The sequence below is a fragment of the Rhodococcus rhodochrous genome, assembly GCF_014854695.1.
Lineage (GTDB): Bacteria > Actinomycetota > Actinomycetes > Mycobacteriales > Mycobacteriaceae > Rhodococcus.
In genome coordinates this window covers 835,975-862,490 of the sequence record NZ_CP027557.1, presented here as the reverse complement: position 1 = coordinate 862,490, position 26,516 = coordinate 835,975, and the positions used below count along the sequence as shown (strand labels likewise).

Here is a 26,516-nt window from a genome sequence, read left to right as displayed (position 1 = left end):
CTGTGCCATTATGCGCGTCGTCTACAACGAACAGATGGGCGAACTCGGTGATCTCCTCGGGGAGATGGCCGGGCTCGCCGGGACCGCGATGGAGCGGTCCACCAGAGCTCTTCTCGAAGCCGATCTCGCTCTCGCCGAGCAGGTGATCGACGAGCACGAGAAGATCACCGAACTCGGCGCGATCTGCGAGGAGAAGGCGTTCCAGCTGCTCGCCCTGCAGGGTCCGGTCGCCGGCGACCTGCGTGCCGTCGTCAGCGGCATCCAGATCGTGGCCGACATCGACCGCATGGGTGCGCTCGCACTGCACATCGCGAAGGCGACCCGCCGACGCCATCCCAAGCACGTGCTCCCCGATGAGGTGAAGGGCTACTTCGCCGAGATGGGACGGATCGCGGTCGCCCTCGGTGCGGCCACACGGGAGATTCTCGAGACCCGTGATCCCGCCCGGGCCGCCCGCCTCCACCACGAGGACGAGGCGATGGACGATCTGCACCGCCACCTGTTCACCGTGCTCATGGACCGCGAATGGGAGCACGGCGTCGCAGCCGCCGTCGACGTCACGCTGCTCGGCCGCTTCTACGAGCGGTTCGCCGATCACGCCGTCGAGGTGGGTCGCCGCGTCATCTTCCTCGTGACCGGCAAGCTCCCCACCGAGGAGGAGATCCGTCAGCTCGTGGAGAAGGTGGACAGTCTGACCGTCTACCCGGAGAACCACCGAGCGCAGAACCACTGAGCGCGGAAGCATACGAACGACGAGACCCCGACCGGACGGATCCGGTCGGGGTCTCGTGTAGGTAGTGGCGGCTCAGCCGAAGCGGCCGGAGATGTAGTCCTCGGTGGCCTTCTTGCTCGGGTTCGAGAAGATCTTCTCGGTGTCGTCGATCTCCACCAGACCACCCGGGCGGCCGGTTGCCTCGAGGTTGAAGAACGCCGTCTGGTCGCTCACGCGCGCGGCCTGCTGCATGTTGTGCGTGACGATGACGATGGTGAAGTCCTTCTTCAGTTCACCGATCAGGTCCTCGATGGCCAGCGTCGAGATGGGGTCGAGAGCCGAGCACGGCTCGTCCATGAGCAGGACGTCGGGCTGGACCGCGATGGCGCGGGCGATGCACAGACGCTGCTGCTGACCACCGGACAGGCCACCGCCCGGCTTGTCGAGGCGGTCCTTGACCTCGTTCCACAGGTTGGCGCCGCGCAGCGACTTCTCGGCGATCTCGTCGAGGGTCTTGCGGTCGCGCACACCCTGCAACTTGAGGCCGGCAACGACGTTGTCGCGGATCGACATCGTGGGGAACGGGTTGGGACGCTGGAAGACCATGCCGATCGTCTTGCGCACACCGACCGGGTCGACGTTCTGATCGTAGATGTCCTCCCCGTCGAGGAGGACGGATCCCTCGACACGGGCGCCGGGTGTCACCTCGTGCATGCGGTTGATCGACCGGAGCACGGTGGACTTGCCGCAACCGGACGGGCCGATGAAGGCGGTGACGTTCCGCGGCGGCACGGACAGCGTCACGTCGGCCACGGCGTGGAACTTGCCGTAGTAGATGTTGACGTCCTTGAGATCCAGACGCTTGGCCATTACCGGCTCCCTACTGGTGTATCGATGTGAGAAGAGGTCTGTGGGTTACTTCTTGCCGACCTGCGAGTACCGGCTGATCAACTTGGCCGCGATGTTGAGGACCGCGATGACCAGGATCAGGGTGAGCGCGGCGCCCCAGATGCGCTGCGAACCGGCGTCGGTCGGGTTGTTCATCTCGGCGACCATGACACCCGGGAGGGTGCCCTGCTCACCGCCGAACAGGTCGAAATTGATGAAGGGCGCGTAGCCGACGAGGATCAGCAGCGGTGCCGTCTCGCCCATGACGCGGGCCAGGGCGAGCATGATGCCGGTGATGATGCCGGCGAGCGAGGTGGGCAGGACGATGCGCGCGATGGTCTTCCACTTGGGGACACCGAGGGCGTAGGACGCTTCGCGCAGGTCCTGCGGGACGATGCGCAGCATCTCCTCGGTGCTGCGCACGACCACCGGCACCATGAGCAGAACGAGCGCGAGCGACACCGCGAAGCCCGACTTGGGCATCCCGAAGGTCGACACCCACAGCGCGTAGATGAACAGTGCCGCGACGATCGACGGGACACCGCTGAGGATGTCGACCATGAACGTCGTGATCCGGCCGAGCCGCGACCGGCCGGCGTACTCGACGAGGTAGATCGCGACGAAGACGCCGAGCGGGATCGAGATGATCGCGCAGACGAGTCCCTGCAGGAGGGTGCCGACGAGGGCGTGGTAGATGCCGCCGCCCATCGACGAGGACGTCAGTCCGCTCAGCGAGTGCGTGAACCAGGTCGGCGAGATCAGGGCCGGCAGGCCCTTGGCGACGACGGTGAACAGCACCCAAGCCAGGGGGATCAGCGCGACGACGACCGACAGCGTGACGAGCACCGTGGCTGCGGTGTCCTTGACGCGGCGGCGTCCGCTGACCCGCTGGAAGGCCGGGGGCTTGACCGGCGAGGAGAGCGCGGTGGTCGACGTGGTGGTGGTCGACATGGATCAGTCCTTCTTTCCTGCGACGATCATGCGTGCGGCGGCGTTGACCACGAAGGTGAGCACGAAGAGCACGAGACCGGCGGCGATGTAGGCGCCCGCCTGGATGTCGTTGTTGAACTCGGCGTATCCGAGCGCGATCTTGGACGCGATCGTCGCGCCGCCGTCGAACAGCGACCAGGAGAACGCCTGCGAGGTGGTGCGCAGGATGAGATAGAGCGCCATCGTCTCGCCGAGCGCGCGGCCGAGACCGAGCATCGAACCGCTGATGTAGCCGGACTTGCCGAACGGGATGACGGTGGTCCGCACGACCTCCCAGCGGGTCGCGCCGAGTGCGAGCGCGCCCTCGATGTGGGCCGTCGGGGTCTGCACGAACACCTCGCGGCTCACCGCGGCGATGGTCGGCAGGATCATCACGGCGAGGACGATGCCGGCGGTGAAGATCGTTCCGCCGCCCACGATGGAGCCGCTGCCGGTGGCGAAGAGCGGGAACCAGGCGAGGGTGGTGTTGAGCCATTCTGCGAGGGGGCGCAGGAACGGGGCGAGGACGAGCATGCCCCACAGGCCGTAGACGATCGACGGGACCGCGGCGAGCAGGTCGATGACGTACGCCAGCGGTTTCCGGAGCCGGTCGGGGCAGTACGAGGTGAGGAAGATCGCGATGCCCAGTGCCACGGGCATGGCGAGGAACAGCGCGAAGAAGGAGACGAGCACCGTCACCTGGAACAGGTCGAGGACACCGAACGCCATGTCGGTGATGTCCTGCGTGATCCAGTCACGGCTGGTGAGGAAGTTGACCTGGTTGCGCTGCAGTGCCGGGACGGCACGCCAGACGAGGAAGACTGCGATCGCGCCGATGATCACGGAGATCAGGACGGCGGAGCCGGAGGCGAGCGAGCCGAAGATTCTGTCTCCCGGCCGCACGACTGTCTTGCGTGCCCTGTCCGGGGATGAGGGTGGGGTGCTGATCGTGTCCTCCGTGATGCCGGTTGCACCGCCCGTTCCTGAGCGGGTCGGTTCGTCGGTCGCGATGGAGACCGACGTGTTGTGCGCGTCACTCATGTGCGCTCGCAATCCTTCTCAGCGTATTCGTCAGGAACGGGCGGGTCGATGATCCCTCGGTCACTCACCGGACCGAGGGATCGGCGGGTCATCCGGCGGCGATGGCGTCGATCGACTCGGTGAGGCGGGTCTTGAAGGCGTCGGGCAGCGGGACGTAGCCCTGCTCGGACAGGCCTTCCTGGCCCTCGTTGGCGGCGGAGATCAGGAACGACTTGACGGCCGCGGCGGTGTCGGCGTCGTAGCCGGCCGAGCACACGATCTCGTAGGTGGCCAGTACCAGCGGGTAGGCACCCTCTTCGGAGCTGCCGAAGATCGACGACAGGTCGAGCGTGAGGTCGCCCTCGGAGGCCGGGACGAACTCGGCGCCTTCGATGGCCTTGCCGGCGGTCTCCTCGGTCAGCTCGACGGGTCCGGAGCCGTTGTCGATCTGCGCGATGCTCAGACCGTTCTGGTCGGCGAAGGACTTCTCGACGTAGGTGATGGAGTTCGGCGAGCCGGAGACGGCCTGCGCGACACCCGCAGAACCCTTCGCGCCCTCACCGACACCGCCGGTGAAGTCCGAACCGGCACCGGAGGTCCATGCGCCGTTCGACGCGGTCTCGAGGTACTGCTGGAAGTTGTCGGTGGTGCCCGACGAGTCCGAGCGCACGATCGGGGTGATGTTCGCGTCGGGCAGCTCGGCGCCCTCGTTGAGCGCGGCGATCGCCGGGTCGTTCCACTTCGTGATCGAGCCGTTGAAGATCTTCGCGGCCGTCTCGGCGTCCAGCACGAGCTCGTCGACACCCTCGACGTTGTAGGCCAGCGCGACCGGGCCGAAGACCAGCGGCAGGTTCCATGCGGGATTGCCGGCGCAGCGCTCGGCGGCCTGTGCCGCCTGCTCGTCCTTGATCGCCGAGTCGGAGCCGGCGAAGTCGATCTGGTTCGCGATGAACTGCGTGCGGCCGTCACCGGAGCCGGTGGGGTTGTACGCGACGTTGACGTTCGTGCCCTTCTCGGAGCACACCGCGATGTAGGTGGAGACGAACTGGTCCATCGCGTTCTTCTGTGCCGACGAGCCGGCACCCGAGAGGTTGGACTTGCCGTCGCAGGCTGCAGCGGACGCGGACGCATCGACGTCGACCGATCCGGCATTGTTGTCGGTACCGCACGCGGCGAGCGTGAGGGCTCCAGCGGCCACAACACCGAGCAGGGCGCCATTGCGCTTGAGGTTCACCTGTTCTCCTCCGGAAGTAACTTCACACGACCGCGGCGCCGAGCGGCGGCGGCATCGAGGCGCGGGCGACGCCGGCGCCGGGTCTGCGGCACTCGACCCGCTAGTGAAGTTAGGAGGAGACGGTGGACACTCGGACGACCGAAGGTTAACGCCGGATGAACACGCCGGATACACCTGGCGATGGTGTTGCGACCATCACTCGAATCCTGACCGCGATCGGCGTGTCGGGTGGCAGAGTCCACCCTTCACGCCGTTCGTCCACCCGATCGGAGAGGGTCACGCCCGGGCGTAGGCGACGTCCACGTGGAACCGTTCGAAGCCGAGCCTGCCGTAGGTGTTCAGCGCCGCGGTGTTGTCGCCCTCGACGTAGAGCAGGACACCGGGCAGACCCCGATCGCGGAGATAGTGCAGGCCCGCAAGGGTGAGCAGGCGACCGAGCCCTCTGCCCTGCGCGGACGAGTCGATACCCACGACGTAGACCTCGCCGAGCTGCGGGTCGGACGCCGTGGCCGGGTGCACCTTGGTCCAGTGGAATCCGAGCAGCCTGTCGGGCTCGGCGGGATCGAACGCGAGGAACAGGCCTTCGGGATCGAACCAGGACTCGCGTCGGCGTTCCTCCACGTCGGCGGCCGTCCAACGACCCTGCTCGGGATGCCACTCGAAGGCCGCCGCGTTGACGCGGAGCAGTTCGGCGTCGTCCTGCGGGCCGCCGTAGGTGCGCAGCAGCACCGAGTCGGGCACCTCGAGGGCGGGAAGATCGTCCTGCTCGAGGGAACGGCGCAACTGGAGGAGTTCGCGGACACCGGTCAGGCCGAGACGGCGCGCCACCGCCTGCGCGGCGGGCAGGTCGCCGTGCGCCCACACGCGGGTACCGTCGCCACCCTCGGTGAGTGCGCGCTCGACGAGTTCGCGGCCGAGTCCGTGCCCGCGCCGCGGCGGGTCGACGACGACTTCGGCCATCGCCGGATGACCGTCCTGAGCAAGCACGACGTTCGCGTAACCCGCGACTTCACCGTCGCCTGCGAGCGCGACGAGATGCCGGGCCGCACCGTCGCGGCCGAGGGAGTGCACCGCCTGTTCGGAGATCGGCGCGGTGCCGTCGGTCTGCGTCGCCCGCGACAACACGGCGCGTACGGCTTCGGCGTGGTCGGCGGACGGGTGGTCGACGAATTCCGTATCGGTGCTCACGGAACGAATTGTGCCCCGGACTCCCCTGCGCCCGAGTCACCCGCGCCGGATTCCTCCGCACGGGGGTCGTCGAGAAGCGTGTCGTCCACATCGTCGTCGTCGATATCGGGAGTGGCGTTGCCACCCTTGCCGACGCGGTTGGACGGACGCACCGCCTTGTAGCCGACGTTGCGGACCGTTCCGATCAGCGCTTCGTGCTCGGGGCCGAGCTTCGCGCGCAGACGTCGGACGTGGACGTCGACGGTGCGGGTACCACCGAAGAAGTCGTAACCCCAGACCTCCTGCAGCAGCTGGGCGCGGGTGAACACCCGGCCGGCGTGCTGGGCGAGGTACTTGAGGAGTTCGAACTCCTTGTAGGTGAGGTCGAGGGGACGTCCTCGCAAGCGGGCGGTGTAGGTGCCTTCGTCGATCGTGAGTTCACCGAGGGTGATCTTGCCGGTGTTCTCCGGTCCCACCGCGACACCCGAGCGACCCATGAGCAGCCGCAGGCGTGCGTCGAGCTCGGCCGGTCCGGTGGTGGACAGCAGGATGTCGTCGAGTCCCCATTCGGGATTGACGGCCACGAGTCCGCCCTCGGTGAGCACGGCGACGACGGGCACTGCTGACCCGGTGCTGCCGAGCAGGCGACACAGTCCTCGCGCGGCCGCGAGATCGGAGCGGGCATCGACGATGGCGATATCCGCCGAACCCGCCTCGAGCAGCGACGAAACTTCTGTAGGAGCCGGCCTGACCGAATGCGGGAGCAGCGCCAAGGACGGCAGGACCGCATCCGGATTCGGGTCGGAGGTCAGAAGGAGCAGCTCCACCGGGCCTCCAGTTCTTCGCGCGACCAGCGCGGATAGGGATCGTAAACGTCGTGCAACAGAGTAACGCCCCGATTGTTACCGCTATGTAAGCACGAGGATTCCGTGGACGGCCTCGGAGCGGACGGGCGCGGTCCGGCGAACGGCGCGTCCGACACAATGGTGGGCGTGCGCAAACTGATCTTCGGTCTCGTAGTCCTGCTCGGACTCGCGGTCCTCGCCGACTTCGGCGCGGCGGCGTGGTCGGAATACCGCGTCTCGCGTGCGCTGCGGGAGGGTGGCGTTCTCGAGTCCGATCCGGCGGTGACCATCCACGGCTTCCCCTTTCTCCTCCAGGCCCGCGACGGTCACTACGAGAACGTCGAGATCGTGGCCGACAACGTCCACACCGATCTGCTCGGGGACATCACGGTCGAGGCCAATCTGATCGGTGCGCACGCCGAGGCCGGTGAGCTGCTCGACGGGTCGATCCGGTCGGTGCCCGTCGACCTGTTGTACGGCCGCGTCATGCTCGACGCCACCGAGCTCGGACAGCTCTACGGCATCCCCGACCTGCAGGTTTCCGCTCCCCCGGCGAGCAAGTCCGACGGCACGGGTGGGTCCGGTGGGTCCGGGCCCACGACTGCCGGCGGGGTCGTCCTCACCGGAACGGTGCCCGTCGGACCGGTGGAGGCGACGGTCAGCGTCCAGGCCGATCTGGTGCTCGACGGCGACCGCGTCCACGTCGTCGCGTCGGATCTCTACTTCGGTCCCGAGGGACGCGCCGACTTCTCGGTTCCCGACGTCCTGAAGCCGGCGGTGCTCGGACTGTTCACGACGACGATCGAGCCGCAGAATCTGCCCTTCGGCGTCCGGCCCACCTTCGTCGAGGCGCGAGGCTCCCGGATCGTCATCGAGGGTGAGGCCCGCGACGTCGTCATCGATCTGCAGGAAGTGCAGACGCCCGCATGATCGCAGTGATCGTCCTCATCGTCGTGATAGTCGCCACACTGGCGGTGGGCACGGCTCTGCGCACCCGTTCCGGCAAGTTCCGCACCACCGGCGCCGACGCCTCGGCAGGCACCCACGAACCCGATCCCGCACTGGCCGCGGCGGGCGTCGGGGACGGCGTACCGGTGGTCCTGCACTTCTCCGCACCCTGGTGCGGACCGTGCGCGGCCGTGCGACGCGTCGTCGTGCAGGTCCTCGACCGCGAGCCCGGTCGGGCACGCGAGGTCGAACTGGATCTCGACGAAAATCCCGTGCTGGCACGGAAACTCGGAGTCCTGTCGCTGCCCACCACGTTCGTCTTCGACGGTGACGGGCGCGAGCGGTTCCGCGCGTCCGGCGTTCCGTCCGCCGACGACCTGCGCACAGCCCTGTCGTCGTTGTGATCCCGGGGGTCCACCACCGAGGTGACGTGCGTTAAACTCCCTCGCGTGCAGAACCGCCACGAGCTGATGCTCACCCGACGCCGCGCAGTCGATCTGTGCCGCCTCGGTGGCTGTTGTTGTCCCTGCTGAACGTATCGGCGGGCTCGTCCCGACTCCTGCGGCAGATCGATGCCGCTCCACCGATACGTCGCCCCGCGGTCGTATGAACACCCTCCGCCCAGCGAATCAGAATCCAGCAGGAGATTCCCCATGTCCGTATCCACTCCCGGCACGCCCGGCCGGCAGGTCGACGTCCGTGGCCCGCGTTTCGCGGCGTGGATCACCACCGGCGTCCTCGTCCTCGCTCTGGTCGTCGCCACCTTCTCTCCCGTCGCAGCGGCCGTGATCCTGGCCCTGCAGACGATCGTGTTCGCTCTCGGAGCGGCACTCGGCCCGCGACGCAGCCCGTACGGTGCGCTGTTCGCGAGGTTCGTCGCTCCCCGTCTCGGTGCTCCGATCGAGACCGAGCCGGTGGAGCCGCTGCGGTTCGCGCAGCTCGTCGGCTTCGTCTTCGCCCTCGCCGGAACGCTCGCGTTCTTCGCCGGCGCGATCGTCGTGGGCTCGGTGGCCGCAGGCTTCGCGTTGTTCGCGGCGCTGCTCAACGCCGCCTTCGGCGTGTGTCTCGGCTGCCGGATCCACCCGCTGGTCGCCCGAATGCGTCGCGTGCCCGCCTGACCGGCGGACACCGAACTCGACATCCCACACCTCCACTGGCACGGACCCACGCACGGGTTCCGGTCACGGAAACCTCCCGGATTCCCTCACCGAAAGGAACACCCATGGCTCGCTCCGACGTCCTGGTCTCCGCCGACTGGGCAGAGCAGAACCTCACTGCGCCGAAGACCGTCTTCGTCGAGGTCGACGAGGACACCTCCGCCTACGACGGCGGCCACATCGAAGGTGCCGTCAAGCTCGACTGGCGCAAGGACCTGCAGGACGCCGTGCGCCGCGACTTCCTGAACCGTGAGCAGTTCTCCGAGCTCCTCTCGCGCAAGGGCATCGCCAACGACGACACGGTCGTGCTCTACGGCGGCAACAACAACTGGTTCGCCGCCTACGCCTACTGGTACTTCAAGCTCTACGGCCACCGGGACGTCAAGCTCATCGACGGCGGCCGCAAGAAGTGGGAGCTCGACGGCCGTCCGCTGTCGAAGGACGAGGTCACCCGCCCGGCCACCGAGTACAAGGCCGCCGAGCCCGACTACTCCATCCGCGCCTTCCGCGACGAGGTCATCGACTCGATCGGCACCAAGAACATCGTCGACGTGCGTTCGCCCGACGAGTTCTCCGGCAAGATCCTCGCTCCGGCGCACCTGCCGCAGGAGCAGGCGCAGCAGCGCGGCCACGTCCCCGGCGCCATCAACATCCCGTGGAGCACCACCGCCAACGAGGACGGCACCTTCAAGTCGGACGAGGACCTCGAGAAGCTGTACGCCGAGAAGGGCTTCGACGACAGCAAGGAGACCATCGCCTACTGCCGTATCGGTGAGCGCTCGAGCCACACCTGGTTCGTGCTCCAGGAGATCCTCGGCAAGAAGAACGTCAAGAACTACGACGGCAGCTGGGTCGAGTACGGCTCGCTCGTCGGTGCACCCATCGAACTGGAGGTCAACTGATCATGTGCGGAGCCCCTGTCCAGACCCAGACCCTGCCCGCCGGCGTCGACACCGAGAAGGAGACGGTCATCACCGGCCGCGTCCTGAACGCCGAAGGTGAGCCCGTGGGCGGCGCGTTCGTGCGCCTGCTCGACGGCACCGACGAGTTCACCGCCGAGGTCGTCGCCTCGGCGACCGGCGACTTCCGTTTCTTCGCCGCCCCCGGCGACTGGAAGATCCGCGCTCTGTCGAGCTCCGGCAACGGCACCTCCACCGTGAGCCCCACCGCTCCCGGTGTGCACAACGTGGACGTGACGGTCGCGAAGTAATCCGGCCGGAACACCTCGTCGAAGGGCTCTGCTCCATCAGGAGCGGAGCCCTTCGTCGTACCGGAAAAGGGGTTGTCTAGAATGACCGCGTGGTTATCTTCTTCGAAATCCTGCTGGTCGCCGCGGCGCTCCTCATCACCTGGTTCGCGCTGTACACCATCTACCGCGTGGTCTCCGACGGATCGTGACGAACGACGGATCGGACGCCCCGCGTCGTAGCGGCGACGAGGCGATCGCCCGGGCCGCCGAGCGCGCTCGCGTCACCGCCGAGCTGAACATCCCCGTCCTGGCCGGGCTGCCGGGCGCCGAGGACACCGCGAACCTGCGGCTCGGCCCCGACCTGAGCCCTGCCCTGCTCGCCGTCCTCCCTATGGTCGGCGTGTGGCGCGGCGAGGGCGAGGCCAACGATCCCGAGACCGGCGACTACCCGTTCGGTCAGCAGATCACCGTCGCGCACAACGGCAGCCCGTATCTGATGTGGGAGTCGCGCACGTGGCGTCTCGACGACGCGGGTGCCTACGTGGGTGAGGATCGGCGCGAGAGCGGCTTCTGGCGCGTGTCCGGAACGGGTGCGCCCGACAGCGACGATCCCGAGACGCTCGAACTACTGCTGACGCACAGCTCCGGCGTCGTCGAGCTGTACTACGGCACGGCGCTCACCCAGTCCTCCTGGGAGCTCGCGACCGACGTCGTGATCCGCACCAAGTCCGGTGAGGTCGTCGGCGGCGCCAAGCGGCTCTACGGCATCGTCGACGGAGGCGATCTCGCCTACGTCGAGGAGCGCGTCACCGCCGACGGCGAGCTGAAGCCCCGGATGTCCGCCCGCCTGTCGCGCCACATCGGCTGACCGCACCTCTTCCTACCGACCCGAACGGACCGGGCCTGTTCCTCATTCGAGGAACAGGCCCGGTCCGCTTGTCTCAGTCCTCCTCGACGACCGTCGTGCCGATGGAACTCTTCTTCTCGGCATGCGCGCCGTTGCCTCGTGCACCGAGCGCCTCGGGTTCGCCGGCATGGACCCGGTTCACTCCGGCGTCCTCGGCATCCTCGGCTGCGTTCTCGTCGTCGCCCTCGTCGGGGATGGCCCGCGTGTGGATGACGACCTCGGGTGCCGGTAGTTCCTGGGCAGCCTCGAGTTCCTCGGCCGATCGCACCTCGGGCCACTGCCGGGTGATCGGCTCCGGCCGCTCGCCCAGGTCCTCGCGGATACCGCGCACCAGGCTGTACATCATGATGAAGCCCATCACGAAGAACGGCAGACCCACCACGGTGATGACCTGCTGAAGGGCGTCGAGCCCGTCCTTACCGGTCGCGACGAGCATGGTCGCTGCGACCAGGCCCATGAGCACCGCCCAGAACAAACGCTGGTGGATGGGCGCCTTCTCCTCGTGACCGGCGGCCATCATGTCGAGCACCATCGCGGTCGAGTCCACCGAGGTGACGAAGAAGATCACCACCAGGATGATCGCGATACCGGACACCAGGCCGGTGAGCGGGAAATTGCCGAGGAACTCGAACAATGCGCCCGGGATGTCCCCGTCGCCCACGACCCGCTCGACGAGACCACCGCTACCCTCGAGTTCGATGTGGAACGAGCCCATGCCGAAGATGCTGAACCAGATCACCGAGAACAGCACGGGCAGGCCGAGGACACCGCCGACGAACTCACGCACGGTCCGGCCTCGCGAGATGCGGGCGATGAAGATACCGACGAAGGGCGACCACGTGATGGTCCACGCCCAGTAGAAGACCGTCCAGGTGTTCTGCCAGCCGGAGTCGGCGAAGGTGTCGTTCCAGAACGCCAGACGCGGCAGCGCCTCGGCGTAGATGCCGGCGGACTCGATCATGCCCTTGAGCAGGAACAGGCTCGGTCCGGTGACGACGACGAAGATCAGCAACATCACGGCCATGCCGATGTTGATGTTCGACAGGCGCTTGATGCCCTTGTCGAGACCGAGGGCCACCGAGATGCCGGCCATCACCGTCACGATCGCGATGAGCGCGATCTGAGTGAAACCCGATTCCTGGATGTCGAACAACTGCGCGAGGCCGGCGTTGATCTGCAGGGTGCCCAGGCCGACCGAGGTCGCGACACCGAAGACCGTTCCGAGGATCGCGACGACGTCGATGGTCCTGCCGATCGGGCCGTAGATGCGGCCTCCGAGCAGCGGCGCGAAGATCGAGCTGACGCGCGGCGGCAGGTGCCGCTTGTAGATGAAGTACCCGAAGCCCAGACCGGGAAGCGCGAAGATGGCCCAGGTGTGCAGTCCGAAGTGGTAGAGCGCGAAGCCCATGGCCTCTTCGGCGGCCTGCACGGACTGCGGTTCGACGTCCTGCTGGGGTGGGTTCGCGAAATGGGAGATCGGTTCGGCGACGCCCCAGAACATGAGGATCGAGCCGATGCCGGCCGCGAACAGCATGGAGAACCACGCCAGGGTCGAGTGCTCGGGCCGTTCGTCGTCGCCCCCGAGCCGGACCCGGCCGTAATGGGTGAAGGCGATTCCGACGAGGAAGAGCAGGAAGGTCGTGACACCGAGGATGTAGAACCATCCGAGGTTCGTCATGATCCAGTTCGATGCGGTGCTGAAGATCGAATCGACGCCGTCGGTGAACAGGATCGTCACGACGACGAAGAGCAGTGCGATGAACGCGGACGAGAAGAAAACCCCCGGTGACGTGCGCAATCTTAACGAATCGTGAGCTTTTTGGAGTATCGGCACCAAACCGGTGTACCCAAAACGGACGACCTTGCACACCCGAAATGTCGATCTCGCCCGAAACGCGAACAGCCCCCGAGCCGCACCGCCGCACGGATCGCTCCGTGGCTCGGCGGTCCCGATCGGACGGATCGGGAGCTCGGGGGCCGGGTGACTACCTGGGATTCGCCAGCCGCGCGCGGTCGGTGAATTCCGTCGTCGGCAAGCAGCTAGCGGGTAGCCACCTCACGCGTCCGAATATCAATCACTTCCAGACCACCTCCTTCCTCGTGTACCAGCGAAACTACGCTTCGTTCACGAGGCGGGCAACGCATTTTTCTCGACGCGAACGACCAGGTCGGCGGCGGTGTCCGCGGGCAGGCGGTGGGTGACCACCACGACGGTGCGCTCGGGGCCGACCAGGTGTGCGTCACGGTCCAGGAGGAGTCGCTGCAGCAGGTCGGCGCTCTCGTCGTCGAGATGCTCCGTGGGTTCGTCGAGCAGCAGGACCTGTGCGGGCGACAGCAGTGCCCGGGCCAGCAGGAGGCGCCGGCGCTGCCCACCGGAGACGGTGCGGGCCCCGGCTCCCAGGACGGTGTGGACGCCCTGCGACAGTCCGTCCACCCACTCCCCCAGCCCCACGGCCCGAAGGGCGGCCAGTGCCTCGTCCTCGTCCACGTCGCCCCGCGCGACACGCAGGTTCTCGAGGATCGACGTGTCGAACAGGTGGGCGTCCTCCGCGAAGAAACCGATCTTCCGACGCAGGGCCGCGGGGTCGACGTCCGCGAGGTCGACCCCGTCGAGCGTCACCGTGCCCTCGCGTGGGGCGAGCAGACCCGCGAGCGTCATGAGCACGGTGGTCTTGCCGCTGCCGCTGCCGCCAACGATCGCGACGCGAGTGCCCGGCCGCAGGTCGAGGTCGACCGGTTCGGTGGACGGTCCGCCGGGCCATCCGCCCCGCAGGCCCACCGCACGGAGCCGGCCGGGTCCGTCGGCCGGCTCGGCGCCGTGCGGAACCGTCCTGTCGGCGCGGTCGAGCATCTCCGTGATGCGACCGGCCGCCAGGCGTGCGCGGTTGAGGGTCTGCGCGGCTGCCGGGAGGACGGCGGTGGCCTCGAACGCCGACAGCGGCAGCAGGACGAGGATGCCGAGTGTCGTCGGGCTCATGGCCGCCGGACCGGAGCCGAAGACGGCGATACCGACGAGGAGGGCACCGAGCACACTCACGCCGACCGCGAGGGGCGCGGCCGCGTCGGCGAACGCCGCGGAGACCGCCGAGCGGTCGGTGGCCCGGACGGAGGCGATGTTCGCGGCGCGGGCCCGTCGCGCGAGCGGGTCGAGCCGTCCCGCGACCCGCAGTTCCGCCGCGTGGTCCAGCACCGTGACCGCGTCCTCGGTGAAGCGGGTCCGCGTGGCGTTCGCATCCGCGTCCGCGCGGGCGGCGGCGCGAGCCGACAGCCACGGCGCGAGCACGCCGGCGACGAGCAGCGCCACTGCGAGCACCACGCCGGCGGCGGGAGCGATGACGGTGACGGTGACGACCGCCGCGAGGGAGAGCACCGCGGCGACCGCGATGGGCACGAGTGCGCGCACCACGACGTCACCGAGGGCGTCGATGTCGGCTCCGGTGCGGGCGAGCAGGTCGCCGCGACCGAGACCCAGGGCGGCGGCCGGATCGCCGTCCGCGAGTCGCCGGTAGAGATTCGCCCGCGCCGAGGTGGTGCCGCGCAGAGCGGTCTCGTGCGTCGCGAGACGTTCGAAGTAGCGGAACAATCCGCGGGAGATGCCCAGCGCCCGCACCGCGACGACCGCGACGGTCAGGTCCAGGACGGGCGGCATCTGCCACGCGCGCACGATCAGCCACGCCGAGAGACCGGCGAGCAGCAGCGCGCTGCCCAGGGTCGCGACACCGGCGAGGACGGCGAGCAGCACCCGGCGCGGTTCGAGTTCGAGCAGGGCCATCGCCCGGCGCAGGTCCTTCATCGGGATCCCTCCCCGTGGACGGTGACGACCTCGTCCGCGATGGCGAGCAGGGTGGGACGATGCGCGACGACCACCACCGTGCGGCCGGCCGCGGCGAGACCGCGCAGCGTGTCGAGCACGGTGGCCTCGGTGTCCTCGTCGAGGTGGGCGGTGGGTTCGTCGAGCAGCAGGACCGGGCGTGGGGAGGCGAGGGTGCGGGTGAGCGCCAGTCGCTGACGTTGACCGAGCGACAGGCCCGTGCCGCCCACCCCCACGACGGTCTCCCAGCCGTCCGGGAGTTCGGCGAGCACGCTGTCGAACCCGGTGGCCGCGCAGACGTCGTCGAGGTCGGTGGTCTCGGGGTCGACACCGGTGAGTCGCAGATTGTCGGCGAGGGTGCCGGGCAGCAGCACCGGCCGCTGCGGAAGCCACGCCACCTGCGACCACCAGTTCTCGTCGCCCGCGACGGGCCGGCCGTCGACGGTGACGGTCCCCTCGCTCGGCTCGGCGAGTCCGAGCAGCGCCAGCAGGGCGGTGGACTTACCGGCACCGTTGGCACCGGTGAACGCGGTGATCGTGCCGGGACAGCAGATCGCGTCGAGTCGATGCGGGGCGCAGCCGTCGCGGCCGGGCACGGAGACGCCGTCGAAGACGATCTCGCAGCTCGCGACCCGGTCGGTGCCGGTCGTGTCCGTGGAGGTGCGACGCGAGGAGGCGCGGCGAGAGGAGGCGGCATCCGGCCGCGAGTCGAGCACGGCGAACGCCTTGTCGGCCGCCGCCATCCCGTCTTCGGCGGCGTGGAACTTGTTGCCGACGGTGCGCAGCGGGAGGTAGGCCTCGGGCGCGAGGATCAACGCGATGATGCCGGCCTCGAGGGGCATCGATCCGTAGACGAGTCGCATGCCGATGCTCACGGCGACGAGGGCGACGGACAGCGTCGCGAGGAATTCGAGAACCGTGCCGGACAGGAACGCCACGCGCAGGGCCGACATCGTGGTCGCGCGGTGCTCGTCACCGAGTTCGCGCACGCGATCGGCGGGCCCCTTCTCGCGACCGAGGGCACGCAGCGTGGGAAGACCCGCGAGCAGGTCGAGCAGTTGCGACGACAGTGTCGTCATCGCACGCAGGGTGCGGTCGGCCTTGCCCTTGGTGAGCAGGCCGATGAGGATCATGAAGATCGGGATCAGCGGCAGGGTGATCACCACGATGATCGCCGAGGTGAGGTCGTGCAGGGCGATCACGACGATCGTCACCGGGGTGAGGATCACGGCCAGCAGCAGCGCCGGCAGATAGCCGGTGAGGTATTCCTTCAGTCCGTCGAGTCCGCGGGTGAGGACCACCGCGATCTCGTCGCGCCGCGGGTCGAGTTCGCGCGGAGGCAGGTTCGCCGCGGAATCGAGGACCTCGTGTTCGAGTTCGGCGACCACGCGGGTCGCGGACCGGTGGGCGTACCGCGACTGCAGCCACGTCACCGCGACCCGCACGACGATCGCCGCCGCGAGGATCGCCAGTTCGGTCGTCCAGTCGCCGACGGACCGGGCGTCGGTGGTGATGACGCCCGCGAGGACCCGGCCGATCATGAGCGCGGTGACGACCACCATCACGACGTCGATCACCGAGGTGACCACCGTCAGGACGAGATATCCGCGGGCCGCGGCCGAGTAGCGCCACAACCGCGGGTCCACCGGACCCCGCCGGCGCGCGGGCGCGTCGGCGGGGGCGGCGGACTGCGTCATGCTCATTTCGAGCCGATCTTCAGACCGATCGAGTGCGGGATGTGGTCGGTCGACAGACGCTGACGGAACACCCAGTACGTCCAGCCCTGGTAGGCGAGGACGACCGGGGTCATGAACGCTGCGGCCCACGTCATGACCTTCAGTGTGTACGGGCTCGACGACGCGTTCTCGATCGTCAGCGACCAGGACGGGTCGAGCGTCGACGGCATGACGTTCGGGAACAGCGACGCGAACAGCAGCACGGAGGTCGCGGCGATCGCGACGGTGGTGAACACGAACGCCCAGCCCTCACGCGCGGCGGCGGTCAGTGCGACCACCGCGAGCAGGGAGACTCCCGCCACCGCGACGAGGGCGATCGTCCAGCCCTTGCCGTAGGCGAGCTGGGTCCACACCACGAACGCACCGGCCACGAGGACGGCGGGCACGGCCAGCTTCCGCGACATCGCCACGGCGTCGGTCCGGACCTGCCCCTCGGTCTTGAGCGCGATGAAGACCGCGCCGTGCAGCGCGAAGACCAGCGCGGTCGTCGCACCGCCGAGCAGGGCGTACGGGTTCAGCAGGTCGAAGAACCCGCCGACGTACTGCTTGTCGGCGTCGATCGCCACGCCGCGCACGATGTTCGCGAACGCTACACCCCACAGCACGGCGGGCACCCACGAGCCGAAGATGATCCCCCGGTCGCAGCGGCGACGCCAGGTCGGGTCGTCGACCTTGCCGCGCCACTCGATGGCGCACACCCGCACGATCAGGGCGAGCAGGATCAGCAGCAGCGGGAGGTAGAAGCCGGAGAAGAGTGTCGCGTACCACTCGGGGAACGCCGCGAACAACGCACCGCCCGCGGTGATGAGCCAGACCTCGTTGCCGTCCCAGACCGGACCGATCGTGTTGAGCAGCACCCGGCGCCGGGTGTCGGCCTCGACGGTCCTACCGCGGCCGAGCACCGGGAAGTGCATGCCGACACCGAAGTCGAACCCCTCGAGGACGAAGTAGCCGGTGAACAGTACTGCGATGAGGATGAACCAGATTTCCTGAAGTCCCATGTCCGCCCACTCCTAGTACGCGAAGGACAGCTGTTTCGGCTGCGTGTCGTCGGTGTCGTCGTTCGAGCCCGGCGGCTGCGCGTCGTGCTCCTGCGGGCCTTCCATCGCGTACTTGCGGATGAGCCAGAACCACACCACACCGAGCGCCGCGTAGACGAGGGTGAACGCGATGAGCGAGGTGAGCACCGTTCCGGCCGCGTGGTCGGAGACACCCTGGTCGACGGTGAGCCGGATCATGTCCACGCCCGTGGGGTTCGGATGCACCACCCAGGGCTGCCGGCCCATCTCGGTGAAGATCCAGCCCGCGCTGTTGGCGAGGAAGGGCGTGGGGATCGCGACGAGCGACAGCGTCGAGAACCACTTCTGGTCGGGCACCCGGCCGCCGCGGGTGACCCACAGCCCGGCCAGGGCCAGCGCCGCGGAACCGGCGGCGAGGCCGATCATCGCGCGGAACGACCAGTAGGTGACGAACAGGTTGGGCTTGTAGTTGCCGGGGCCGAATTCCTGCTCGTACTGCGCCTGCAGGTCCTCGACGCCCTGGAGGGTCACGCCGCTGAACTCACCCTCTGCGAGGAACGGGAGAACGAACGGCACGTCGAGGACGTGGATGACGCCGTCGCAGTCGTTGTGCGTGCCGATCGTGAGGATCGAGAAGTTGGGGTCGGTCTCGGTGTGGCACAGCGACTCGGCCGAGGCCATCTTCATCGGCTGCTGCTCGAACATGAGCTTGGCCTGGACGTCGCCGGTGACGAACAACCCGATGCCCGAGATGATCATGACCATCAGGCCGAGGCGGGTCGCGGGGCGGAACAGTCCGCGGGCATCGTTCTCGAGGCGCTGGGCCTCCTCGGGTTCCGAGGTGCGGATCTCCGCGGCGCGTCGCATGTTGCGGACCATCCACCAGCCACCGATGCCGGCGACGAAGGTTGCGGCGGTGAGGAATCCGCCGGCAACCGCGTGGGGGAAGGCCGCGAGTGCGGTGTTGTTGGTGAGCAGTGCCCAGATGCTCGTCAGCTCGGCGCGTCCGGTTTCGGGGTTGTAGGTGGCGCCGACGGGATGCTGCATGAACGAGTTCGCCGCGATGATGAAGAAGGCGGACGCGTTCACGCCGATCGCGACGAGCCAGATGGTCGCGAGGTGAACGAGTTTCGGCAGGCGTGTCCAACCGAAGATCCACAGGCCGAGGAAGGTCGACTCCATGAAGAAGGCGACGAGGCCTTCGAGGGCGAGGGGTGCGCCGAAGACGTCGCCGACGAAGCGGGAGTACTCGCTCCAGTTCATGCCGAACTGGAATTCCTGCACGATGCCGGTCGCGACACCGAGCGCGAAGTTGATCAGGAACATCTTCCCGAAGAACTTCGTGAGGCGGTACCAGTGGTCCTTGCCGGTGACCACCCACATCGTCTGCATGATCGCGACGAGCGGCGCGAGGCCGATCGTCAACGGCACGAGGATGAAGTGATACACCGTCGTGATCCCGAACTGCCACCGGGACAGATCCAAGACATCCATTGCCACTCCGAGGTGAGGCCCGGGTCGATACGGAAATCCGAGCGGGGCCGACGCTGCGGTTCTCGTTCGCAAAGTCACGCCGGCAGCTCTGCTCCGGCCTTGCTACTACCGAATGTAGTAGCGATTGCGCGAAGTGGAACACGTTCGTGTCGCCCGACACATCGGACTCACGTCACATCGGATACGGATCACCCGCGGGGGCACACCCCGCCGCCGATCAGGAAGCGGTGTCGACCGCATCGCTCACGAGCCCCTCGATCTCGCCCTCCTGGACCCGCGAGACCAGCGCGTGCCCGTTGAGCGTGTGCACCCGCACCGCGAGGGCCACGCTCGAGATCAGCCAGACACCGTCGGCGACGACGAGATCCGCCGGACGCAGCGGCTCGTACCGGACCGTGAAATCCCGCTCGCCCGCCAGGTCGAACAGCGCCTGCTGCGTGGTGCCGGGAAGGATCCCCTGCTCCGGCGGCGGCGTGAGCAGCGTCCGGCCGCGCGCGACGAGCACCGTCGACCGCGGCCCCTCGAGCACGTAGCCCTCGGCACTGACGAAGATCACGTCGTCGGCGCCGATCGACTCGGCGTGACGCAGTGCCGCCATGTTCGTCGCGTACGACAGCGTCTTGGCGCCGAGGAGCTGCCACGGCGCCTTCTGCGCCAGATCGGTCGAGTAACCCCGCTCGAGGGTCACCACGGACACGCCGTCGCGCCGCGCGATGCCGACGCGCTCGGCCACCGGCGTCACGAGCAGGAAGGCCGTCGGCGTGTCGGCGCCCTCACGACCCCGCGTGTAGACCAGGCGCAGGACGCCTTCCTGCTCGGCGCCCCACTGCTCGAGTGCCACGTCGACGGCGAGCCGCCAGTCGTCGCGGTCGGGTTCGGGCAACTGTGCGGCGGCCGCGGACGCCGCGAGCCGGGCGAGATGCAGTTCGAGCGCACGCGCCCGGCCGCCTCGCACGAGCAACGTCTCGAACACCCCGTCGCCACGAAGAACACCGAAATCGTCGGCGTGCAGAAGGGGTGCGTCCGCATCCCTCACCTCGCCGTCCAGCGTCACCAGCACCCGCTCAGCCATGGCGCTCAGCCTAGCCACTGGCAGACCCGGCGGCCGGTTCCCCATAGACTGGTGTCGTGACCGAGTCTCCGATCGTGTCCGAAAGCGCCCTTCTCGCACTTCCCGGCGCAGTCGCCTCGCCTTCCGGCGGGCCCGATGCCGGACTCCCCTGGCATTACGGCGACCCGCTCGGCGAGCAACGCGCCGCCGCCACTTCGGCCGCCGTGGTCGACCGTTCCACCCGTTTCGTCATCGCCATCCCGGGCGACGAACGCCTGAGCTGGTTGCACACCATCTCCAGCCAGCACATCGCGTCGCTCCCGAACGGCACCTCCGCCGAGAACCTGAGCCTCGACGCGAACGGCCGCGTCGAACACCACTTCGTGCAGACCGACCTCGACGGCGTGACCTGGATCGACACCGAGGCCGACCGCGGCCCCGACCTGCTCGCCTTCCTGAAGAAGATGGTGTTCTGGGCGAAGGCCGAACCCCGTGACGGCAACGAACTCGCGGTCCTGAGCCTCCTCGGGCCGGACGCCGGGAGCCCCGCCGTGCTCGCCGCGCTCGGGATCGACGCGCTGCCGGCCGAGTCCTATGCCGCCGTCGCCCTGCCCGCCGGTGGCTTCGTCCGCCGCATGCCGTGGCCCACCGAGCACTCCTTCGACCTCCTGGTGCCGCGCGAGTCGCTCACCGCGATCTTCACAGCCCTGCGGGACGCCGGCGCGCGTCCGGCCGGCAGCTGGGCGTTCGAGGCCCTGCGCGTCGAAGCGGTCCGCCCCCGGATCGGTGTCGACACCGACGAGCGCACCATCCCCCACGAGGCCCGCTGGATCGGCGGACCCGAGCAGCACGGCGCCGTCCACCTCGACAAGGGGTGCTATCGCGGGCAGGAGACGGTCGCGCGGGTCCACAACCTCGGCAAGCCCCCGCGACATCTCGTCCTGCTCCATCTCGACGGCTCGGCCGACGGACGACCCGAGACGGGCGACGACATCACCGCCGGAGGTCGCGCGGTCGGACGCATCGGCACGATCGTCGACCATCACGAGCTCGGGCCGATCGCGCTCGCACTCGTCAAGCGCACCATCACGCCCGACACGGCCCTCGTCGCAGGACCGTGCGCGGCGTCCATCGACCCCGACTCCATCCCTCCCGACGACGGCATCCAGGCAGGAAGGGCGGCGGTCGATCGATTGCGCGGCCGGTGACCGCCGAGACGGCCGGCACGCGGCCGGCGACCTCGGGGACCGTCGCAGCGGTCTGCGTCGTGCACACGCTGCACGAGACCGGACTGCGGCGTAATCCCGTCACCGCGATCGACAAGCGTCCCGTCGACGGGCCGGTGCACGTCGGCGAGCTCGGCCTGACCGGCGACCGCCAGTGCGACACCGCCAACCACGGTGGCGTCCACAAGGCCGTCTACGCCTTCTCGCAGGACGAGTCGCGCCGCTGGGGCGCCGAACTCGACCGGGAGTTGCCCATCGGCTGGTTCGGCGAGAATCTGCACGTCTCCGGGTTCTCCCCCACCGACGCCGTCATCGGCGAGCGGTGGCGGGTCGGCGACGGCGGTCTGCTCCTCGAGGTGACCGGCCCCCGCACCCCCTGCCGCACCTTCGCGATCCGTTCGGAGGAGGACGACTGGGCCACCCGGTTCGTCGCTCGCGGCGACTGCGGCGCGTACCTGAAGGTGATCTCCGAGGGACCGGTGGCCGCGGGCGACCGCATCGTCGTCGAGCACGTCCCCTCCCACGGGGCCACGGTGCGCGATCTGTTCACCGGGCAGGGCCACGAGCGGGTCGCCGCGATGCTCGAGCAGCAGGCCGACATCGCTCCCAGCGTCGCCGACAAGGCCCGCCGCCTCGTCGGGCGAACACAGGAGGGGCGCACACGGAAGGGAGAGAGCCGTTGAGCGTCGAACTGGTCGAGGTGGTGCGTTCGGGCTTCCGGGAGTGCGTCCACCGCGGCTCGCTGATCGTCCTGGACCCCGACGGTGAGGTCCTCGTCTCGCTGGGCGAGGTGCACACACCGATCTATCCGCGGTCGTCGAACAAGCCGATGCAGGCGGTCGCGCTGCTGCGCGCCGGCTTCGTCCCCCGCGACTCCGCCGAACTCGCGATCGCCACGGCCTCGCACGAAGGTGAGACCGACCACGTGGAGGCCGTCGAGCGGGTCCTCTCCGGTGCCGGTTTCACCGAGAAGGACCTGCGCTGCCCGACGGATCTGCCCGGCAACGAACTCGCCCGCGCCGAGGTGCTCGCCGCCGGACGCACGCCGCGGTCGATCTACATGAACTGCTCGGGCAAGCACGCGGCGATGCTCGCGGCGTGCGCGGCGAACGGCTGGGACACCGACGGCTACACCGACGCGGGGCACCCCCTGCAGCAACTGGTGACCGAGACCATCCTCGAGCTGACCGGCGACATCGAGGACACCGATCTCGGCATCGACGGTTGCGGCCTGCCGATCGTGCCCGTCCCCCTGTTCAACCTCGCCCGCGCCTACTCGCGGCTCGCGACGGCGGAGACCGGCACGCCCGAGCGCGCGGTGGCCGACGCGGTGCGCGAGCATCCGTTCCTGATCTCCGGCACCGGCAAGGACGACCTGAAGCTCATGCGCGCGGTGGGCGGCCTGCTGTGCAAGGCGGGCGCCGACGGGATCCACGCCGGCGCGCTGCCGGACGGCACGTCCTTCGCCTTCAAGATCGACGACGGGCACGAGCGGGCACGCCTCCCGCTCACCGCGGCCCTGCTCCACCGCCTCGGAGCGGGTGCCGCCGCGAACGCCGCGACCTTCGATTCCGAACGGCTGGCGGTGCTCTCGTCGGCACCGGTCTTCGGTGGTGGCGTGCGAGTCGGCACCGTCCGGGCCGTCCCGGGGGTGTTCTGACAGGCATCTTTATCACATTTCAACAGCATTCATGCAGGTCGGGTCGTTATGAGGCGTAACGGACACCGGCCCAGCCGGGTGTGTGGAGGCGCAACCGAAGTTTCCACGCTAAAGTGGGCGTCAGGAAAATACTCAACACACCGGGGCCGCCACTTTTCCCCAGGCCGCCCCGTCAAAGCGCGAGGGGGTTGGCCATGGGCCGCGGCCGGGCTAAGGCAAAGCAGACCAAGGTTGCACGGCAACTCAAGTACAGCTCGCCGTCCACCGACTTCGAGAGCCTCCAGCGAGAGCTGTCTGGCGGAGCAACCAACTCGCAGCGGGACGAAGTCTTCGCCGAGCAACGTTCCGGTTGGGACGACGACTACGACGACGACTGGCGTCGCTGACCTGAATCACTCTCCGACGGAGGGGGAGGCCGATCGTTCGGCTCCCCCTCCGTCGGTGATGTGGTCGGCGTTCGACGCGAGGCCGGACGGCGCTCGTCACCGTCCGCAGCCTTCGAGTCTGTGACTTCCGAGTTCACAACACGGCAGTGAGCCGAAAGGCCGGTCCCCCAGTCTTCCTGGGGGAACCGGCCTTTCGTCGTGTTCGCGTCGGGCGACGCGCGCCCGTCAGAAGCGCGGGTGGTCTCCGAGCAGCACCGCGCGCTCGTCGGCGCCGTCCTGTGCCTTGCGGACCGTGCCGAGCGTCCAGCAGTCGATGTGCCGGGCGGTGAGCACCGCCAGAGCGCGGTCGACGTCCTCGGGGGCCACGATGGCCACCATGCCGACGCCCATGTTGAAGGTCTTCTCCATCTCGACCCGCTCGACCCGTCCGCGCTGCGCGATGAGGCCGAAGACCGGAGCCGGACTCCAGGTGGTGCGGTCGAGCTCGGCGACGAGCCCCTTGGGCATCACGCGCGCGAGGTTCGCGGCGAGGCCGCCACCGGTGACGTGGCAGAAGGTACGCACCTCGGTCTCGGCGGCGAGCGCGAGGCAGTCCTTGGCGTAGATGCGGGTGGGCTCGAGCAGCTCCTCGCCGAGGGTGCGACCGAACTCGTCGACGTGCGCCGTCAGGCTCATCTTGCCGATGTCGAGCAGCACCTTGCGGGCGAGCGAGTAGCCGTTCGAGTGCAGTCCCGAGGCGCCCATCGCGATGACGACGTCGCCGGGGCGCACGCGGTCGGGTCCGAGCAGCTTCTCGGCCTCGACGACACCCACGCCGGTCGCGGACAGGTCGTAGTCGTCGGCGGCCATGACGCCCGGGTGCTCGGCGGTCTCGCCACCGAGCAGCGCGCAACCGGCCTGGACGCAGCCCTCGGCGATGCCGGCGACGATCTCCGCGACCCGCTCGGGCACGACGCGGCCGACGGCGATGTAGTCCTGCAGGAAGAGCGGCTCGGCGCCGCAGACCACGAGGTCGTCGACGACCATGGCGACGAGGTCGAGACCGACCGTGTCGTGCTTGTCGAGCGCCTGTGCCACCGCGAGCTTGGTGCCGACACCGTCGGTGGACGCCGCGAGCAGCGGCTCCTTGTATCCGTCCTTGAGCGCGAACAGACCGGCGAACCCACCCAGGCCGCCCATGACCTCCGGGCGGGTGGCCCTCTTCGCATGCGGGGCGAACAGTTCGACGGCTCGGTCACCGGCCTCGATGTCCACGCCCGCCGCGGCGTAGGAAGCTCCGGGGGTTGCGTCCTCGGTCATGAGTTGTCGGCTCCAGCCTCGAGTTGTGTCTTGTCGTGAAAAATCTGGCTACATGCGGGCAGGCACACCTGCGTCCGGGCATGCGAAACGCACGCCGAACCGTGCCGACCGCGGCACTTACGGTACCCGACCAGCTTCTACGGCCGACTGAGAACGTCCGCGTTGTCGTTGTCCAACACGGTCGGGGTGGCCGAATCGGTGTCGACGACGCCGGCGAGGACGTCCTTGCCCGCCTGATGTTCGCTGGGGAGAGCGATCGGGTAGTGGCCGTCGAAACATGCAGCGCACAAACGGGATGCGGGCTGCTCGGTGGCGCCGATCATGCCGTCGATCGAGATGTAGCCGAGCGAGTCGGCGCCGATCGACCGGCGCACCATCTCGACCATCTCGTCGTAGTCGTGCCCCTCTTCGACGGTGTCGCGGGTGCCCGCACCGTTGGCGATCAACTCGGCCGGCGAGGCGAAGTCGATGCCGTAGAAGCAGGGCCACTTGACCGGCGGCGAGGCGATGCGCACGTGGATCTCGAGGGCACCGGCCTCGCGCAGCATGCGGATCAGGGCGCGCTGGGTGTTGCCGCGCACGATCGAGTCGTCGACGACGACGAGGCGCTTGCCGCGGATCACCTCGCGCAGGGGGTTGAGCTTGAGCCGGATACCGAGCTGGCGGATCGTCTGGCTCGGCTGGATGAAGGTACGGCCGACATAGGCGTTCTTCATCAGGCCCTGGCCGTACGGGATCCCCGAGCCTTGCGCGTAGCCGACGGCGGCCGGGGTGCCCGACTCGGGCACCGGGATGACCAGATCGCCGTCGATCGGGTGTTCCTTCGCGAGCCGGCGGCCGATCTCCACGCGGGTCGCGTGGACGGAGCGACCGGCGATGGTCGAGTCGGGGCGCGCGAGGTAGACGTACTCGAAGACGCAGCCCTTGGGTTCGGGGTTCGCGAAGCGCGACGAGCGGACACCGTCCGCGTCGATCGCGAGCAGTTCACCGGGCTCGATGTCGCGGACGAAGGAGGCACCGACGATGTCGAGGGCGGCGGTCTCGCTGGCGACGACCCAGCCGCGATCGAGGCGTCCGAGGCACAGCGGGCGGATGCCCCAGGGGTCGCGGGCCGCGTAGAGGGTGTGCTCGTCCATGAAGGTCAGGCAGAACGCGCCGCGCAGCTGCGGGAGCAGCTTCATCGCGGCCTCTTCGATCGTGCTGTCCTTCGCGCCGTGGGCGAGCAGCGCACCGACGGTGTCGGAGTCGGAGTTCGCCGCACCGGGCCGTGTGGGATCGAGCACGCCGAGACGGCGTCCGCGTTCGGCGAGTTCGGCGGTGTTGACGAGGTTGCCGTTGTGGCCGAGCGCGACGCCCGAGCCGGCGGCGGTGGTGCGGAAGATCGGCTGCGCGTTCTCCCAGGTCGTGGACCCGGTGGTGGAGTAACGGCAGTGGCCGATGGCGATGTGGCCGGTCATCGCGGCGAGCGTCTGCTCGTCGAAGACCTGGCTGACGAGACCGAGATCCTTGAACACGAGCACCTGTGAACCGTCGGCCACGGCGATGCCCGCAGCTTCCTGTCCGCGGTGCTGCAGCGCATAGAGACCGTAATAAGTGAGCTTCGACACGTCCTCGCCCGGAGCCCACACTCCGAACACTCCGCACTCTTCGCGGGGTTCGTTCTCGGGTTCGGTGGAGGCGAGAAGATTACGTGTGTGGACCGACAGATCGGCACTGGTCACGGACGTGCTCCCTGAGGCTGGACAAGCGGGGCTCCCCCCATTCTACGGGCAGCGCGGGGTGCTCCCTCCCGGACGCC

At 68.6% G+C, this 26,516-nt stretch carries 26 protein-coding genes; 12 read left to right on the top strand and 14 right to left on the bottom strand.

Annotated elements, in window-relative coordinates:
• Positions 1–10 precede the first annotated feature (10 nt).
• Positions 11–733, top strand: coding sequence for a phosphate signaling complex protein PhoU (gene phoU / locus C6Y44_RS03915; RefSeq protein ID WP_120281475.1), 723 nt, complete (start codon positions 11–13; stop codon positions 731–733).
• A 72-nt stretch (positions 734–805) separates the two neighbouring features.
• On the opposite strand, the gene pstB is transcribed toward phoU, so the two are convergent.
• The 6 genes from pstB to C6Y44_RS03885 all read right to left on the bottom strand — a co-directional run bounded on the left by pstB (position 806) and on the right by C6Y44_RS03885 (position 6,817).
• Positions 806–1,582: a phosphate ABC transporter ATP-binding protein PstB gene (pstB, locus tag C6Y44_RS03910; RefSeq protein WP_159416675.1), complete on the bottom strand. Its 777-nt coding sequence runs from the start codon at positions 1,580–1,582 to the stop codon at positions 806–808.
• Between the two features lie 45 nt (positions 1,583–1,627).
• Positions 1,628–2,551 (bottom strand): phosphate ABC transporter permease PstA, encoded by a 924-nt coding sequence (gene pstA, locus C6Y44_RS03905; RefSeq protein ID WP_060651906.1) that lies wholly within the window; start codon positions 2,549–2,551, stop codon positions 1,628–1,630.
• A 3-nt stretch (positions 2,552–2,554) separates the two neighbouring features.
• Positions 2,555–3,610 carry a phosphate ABC transporter permease subunit PstC gene (gene pstC / locus C6Y44_RS03900; RefSeq protein WP_145709524.1) on the bottom strand — a complete coding sequence of 352 codons (1,056 nt, stop codon included), beginning with the start codon at positions 3,608–3,610 and terminating at the stop codon, positions 2,555–2,557.
• An 88-nt stretch (positions 3,611–3,698) separates the two neighbouring features.
• Positions 3,699–4,823 carry a phosphate ABC transporter substrate-binding protein PstS gene (gene pstS / locus C6Y44_RS03895; RefSeq protein ID WP_060651904.1) on the bottom strand — a complete coding sequence of 375 codons (1,125 nt, stop codon included), beginning with the start codon at positions 4,821–4,823 and terminating at the stop codon, positions 3,699–3,701.
• Between the two features lie 276 nt (positions 4,824–5,099).
• Positions 5,100–6,011 (bottom strand): mycothiol synthase, encoded by a 912-nt coding sequence (mshD, locus tag C6Y44_RS03890; protein WP_159416676.1) that lies wholly within the window; start codon positions 6,009–6,011, stop codon positions 5,100–5,102.
• Positions 6,008–6,817, bottom strand: a complete 810-nt coding sequence (locus tag C6Y44_RS03885; protein WP_060651902.1) for a winged helix-turn-helix transcriptional regulator — start codon at positions 6,815–6,817, stop codon at positions 6,008–6,010. The genes mshD and C6Y44_RS03885 overlap by 4 nt, the downstream gene beginning before the upstream one ends.
• Before the next feature lie 165 nt (positions 6,818–6,982).
• Between C6Y44_RS03885 and C6Y44_RS03880 the strand changes: the two genes are divergently transcribed.
• The 7 genes from C6Y44_RS03880 (at position 6,983) to C6Y44_RS03855 (ending at position 10,997) form a co-directional block, all read left to right on the top strand.
• On the top strand, positions 6,983–7,765 hold the full coding sequence (locus tag C6Y44_RS03880) for an LmeA family phospholipid-binding protein (RefSeq protein WP_081314531.1): 783 nt from the start codon (positions 6,983–6,985) through the stop codon (positions 7,763–7,765).
• Positions 7,762–8,187: a thioredoxin family protein gene (locus C6Y44_RS03875; protein WP_159416677.1), complete on the top strand. Its 426-nt coding sequence runs from the start codon at positions 7,762–7,764 to the stop codon at positions 8,185–8,187. The genes C6Y44_RS03880 and C6Y44_RS03875 overlap by 4 nt, the downstream gene beginning before the upstream one ends.
• A 21-nt stretch (positions 8,188–8,208) precedes the next feature.
• The gene (locus tag C6Y44_RS28435; protein ID WP_367652172.1) at positions 8,209–8,316 is read left to right on the top strand and encodes a putative leader peptide; all 108 of its coding nucleotides are present in this window, start codon (positions 8,209–8,211) and stop codon (positions 8,314–8,316) included.
• A gap of 120 nt (positions 8,317–8,436) precedes the next feature.
• Entirely contained in the window at positions 8,437–8,901 is a 465-nt protein-coding gene (locus tag C6Y44_RS03870) for a DUF4395 domain-containing protein (protein WP_159416678.1), read from the top strand.
• Between the two features lie 104 nt (positions 8,902–9,005).
• Positions 9,006–9,842 (top strand): sulfurtransferase, encoded by an 837-nt coding sequence (locus C6Y44_RS03865; protein ID WP_159416679.1) that lies wholly within the window; start codon positions 9,006–9,008, stop codon positions 9,840–9,842.
• A gap of 2 nt (positions 9,843–9,844) precedes the next feature.
• Positions 9,845–10,150, top strand: a complete 306-nt coding sequence (locus C6Y44_RS03860; protein ID WP_159416680.1) for a DUF1416 domain-containing protein — start codon at positions 9,845–9,847, stop codon at positions 10,148–10,150.
• A gap of 184 nt (positions 10,151–10,334) precedes the next feature.
• Positions 10,335–10,997 (top strand): FABP family protein, encoded by a 663-nt coding sequence (locus C6Y44_RS03855; RefSeq protein ID WP_159416681.1) that lies wholly within the window; start codon positions 10,335–10,337, stop codon positions 10,995–10,997.
• A 73-nt stretch (positions 10,998–11,070) separates the two neighbouring features.
• Here C6Y44_RS03855 and C6Y44_RS03850 read toward each other — a convergent pair whose 3' ends face one another.
• The 6 genes from C6Y44_RS03850 to C6Y44_RS03825 all read right to left on the bottom strand — a co-directional run bounded on the left by C6Y44_RS03850 (position 11,071) and on the right by C6Y44_RS03825 (position 20,168).
• Complete coding sequence (locus C6Y44_RS03850; protein WP_404817795.1) at positions 11,071–12,864, bottom strand: BCCT family transporter; 1,794 nt, start codon at positions 12,862–12,864, stop codon at positions 11,071–11,073.
• Between the two features lie 297 nt (positions 12,865–13,161).
• A complete protein-coding gene (gene cydC, locus C6Y44_RS03845) occupies positions 13,162–14,829 on the bottom strand; it encodes a thiol reductant ABC exporter subunit CydC (RefSeq protein WP_159416683.1) in 1,668 nt (555 codons plus the stop codon).
• A complete protein-coding gene (gene cydD / locus C6Y44_RS03840; protein WP_174246933.1) occupies positions 14,826–16,550 on the bottom strand; it encodes a thiol reductant ABC exporter subunit CydD in 1,725 nt (574 codons plus the stop codon). Before cydD ends, cydC begins: the two co-directional genes overlap by 4 nt.
• Positions 16,547–17,584 carry a cytochrome d ubiquinol oxidase subunit II gene (gene cydB, locus C6Y44_RS03835; protein ID WP_159416684.1) on the bottom strand — a complete coding sequence of 346 codons (1,038 nt, stop codon included), beginning with the start codon at positions 17,582–17,584 and terminating at the stop codon, positions 16,547–16,549. Before cydB ends, cydD begins: the two co-directional genes overlap by 4 nt.
• 12 nt (positions 17,585–17,596) lie before the next feature.
• On the bottom strand, positions 17,597–19,096 hold the full coding sequence (locus C6Y44_RS03830; protein WP_159416685.1) for a cytochrome ubiquinol oxidase subunit I: 1,500 nt from the start codon (positions 19,094–19,096) through the stop codon (positions 17,597–17,599).
• Between the two features lie 217 nt (positions 19,097–19,313).
• The gene (locus C6Y44_RS03825; protein ID WP_159416686.1) at positions 19,314–20,168 is read right to left on the bottom strand and encodes an aminodeoxychorismate lyase; all 855 of its coding nucleotides are present in this window, start codon (positions 20,166–20,168) and stop codon (positions 19,314–19,316) included.
• Between the two features lie 56 nt (positions 20,169–20,224).
• Between C6Y44_RS03825 and ygfZ the strand changes: the two genes are divergently transcribed.
• The 4 genes from ygfZ (at position 20,225) to C6Y44_RS03805 (ending at position 23,419) form a co-directional block, all read left to right on the top strand.
• Positions 20,225–21,355 (top strand): CAF17-like 4Fe-4S cluster assembly/insertion protein YgfZ, encoded by a 1,131-nt coding sequence (gene ygfZ, locus C6Y44_RS03820; protein WP_120281464.1) that lies wholly within the window; start codon positions 20,225–20,227, stop codon positions 21,353–21,355.
• Positions 21,352–22,056 carry an MOSC domain-containing protein gene (locus C6Y44_RS03815; protein WP_120281463.1) on the top strand — a complete coding sequence of 235 codons (705 nt, stop codon included), beginning with the start codon at positions 21,352–21,354 and terminating at the stop codon, positions 22,054–22,056. The genes ygfZ and C6Y44_RS03815 overlap by 4 nt, the downstream gene beginning before the upstream one ends.
• Positions 22,053–23,033 (top strand): asparaginase, encoded by a 981-nt coding sequence (locus C6Y44_RS03810; RefSeq protein WP_120281462.1) that lies wholly within the window; start codon positions 22,053–22,055, stop codon positions 23,031–23,033. The genes C6Y44_RS03815 and C6Y44_RS03810 overlap by 4 nt, the downstream gene beginning before the upstream one ends.
• 194 nt (positions 23,034–23,227) lie before the next feature.
• Entirely contained in the window at positions 23,228–23,419 is a 192-nt protein-coding gene (locus tag C6Y44_RS03805) for a DUF3073 domain-containing protein (RefSeq protein WP_006551813.1), read from the top strand.
• A 225-nt stretch (positions 23,420–23,644) separates the two neighbouring features.
• Here the strand turns inward: C6Y44_RS03805 and purM are convergent, their stop codons facing one another.
• Positions 23,645–24,718: a phosphoribosylformylglycinamidine cyclo-ligase gene (purM, locus tag C6Y44_RS03800; RefSeq protein WP_060651890.1), complete on the bottom strand. Its 1,074-nt coding sequence runs from the start codon at positions 24,716–24,718 to the stop codon at positions 23,645–23,647.
• 137 nt (positions 24,719–24,855) lie between these two features.
• Positions 24,856–26,439: an amidophosphoribosyltransferase gene (purF, locus tag C6Y44_RS03795; RefSeq protein WP_006551815.1), complete on the bottom strand. Its 1,584-nt coding sequence runs from the start codon at positions 26,437–26,439 to the stop codon at positions 24,856–24,858.
• Between the last annotated feature and the right edge of the window lie 77 nt (positions 26,440–26,516).

Excerpts from the sequence above, each read along its gene's own strand:
- phoU (WP_120281475.1), top strand. The coding sequence starts at position 11 with ATGCGCGTCGTCTACAACGAACAGATGGGCGAACTCGGTGATCTCCTC.
- pstB (WP_159416675.1), bottom strand. The coding sequence starts at position 1,582 with ATGGCCAAGCGTCTGGATCTCAAGGACGTCAACATCTACTACGGCAAG.
- pstA (WP_060651906.1), bottom strand. The coding sequence starts at position 2,551 with ATGTCGACCACCACCACGTCGACCACCGCGCTCTCCTCGCCGGTCAAG.
- pstC (WP_145709524.1), bottom strand. The coding sequence starts at position 3,610 with ATGAGTGACGCGCACAACACGTCGGTCTCCATCGCGACCGACGAACCG.
- C6Y44_RS03875 (WP_159416677.1), top strand. The coding sequence starts at position 7,762 with ATGATCGCAGTGATCGTCCTCATCGTCGTGATAGTCGCCACACTGGCG.
- C6Y44_RS03870 (WP_159416678.1), top strand. The coding sequence starts at position 8,437 with ATGTCCGTATCCACTCCCGGCACGCCCGGCCGGCAGGTCGACGTCCGT.
- C6Y44_RS03865 (WP_159416679.1), top strand. The coding sequence starts at position 9,006 with ATGGCTCGCTCCGACGTCCTGGTCTCCGCCGACTGGGCAGAGCAGAAC.
- C6Y44_RS03860 (WP_159416680.1), top strand. The coding sequence starts at position 9,845 with ATGTGCGGAGCCCCTGTCCAGACCCAGACCCTGCCCGCCGGCGTCGAC.
- cydC (WP_159416683.1), bottom strand. The coding sequence starts at position 14,829 with ATGAAGGACCTGCGCCGGGCGATGGCCCTGCTCGAACTCGAACCGCGC.
- cydD (WP_174246933.1), bottom strand. The coding sequence starts at position 16,550 with ATGAGCATGACGCAGTCCGCCGCCCCCGCCGACGCGCCCGCGCGCCGG.
- cydB (WP_159416684.1), bottom strand. The coding sequence starts at position 17,584 with ATGGGACTTCAGGAAATCTGGTTCATCCTCATCGCAGTACTGTTCACC.
- C6Y44_RS03830 (WP_159416685.1), bottom strand. The coding sequence starts at position 19,096 with ATGGATGTCTTGGATCTGTCCCGGTGGCAGTTCGGGATCACGACGGTG.
- C6Y44_RS03825 (WP_159416686.1), bottom strand. The coding sequence starts at position 20,168 with ATGGCTGAGCGGGTGCTGGTGACGCTGGACGGCGAGGTGAGGGATGCG.
- C6Y44_RS03805 (WP_006551813.1), top strand. The coding sequence starts at position 23,228 with ATGGGCCGCGGCCGGGCTAAGGCAAAGCAGACCAAGGTTGCACGGCAA.
- purM (WP_060651890.1), bottom strand. The coding sequence starts at position 24,718 with ATGACCGAGGACGCAACCCCCGGAGCTTCCTACGCCGCGGCGGGCGTG.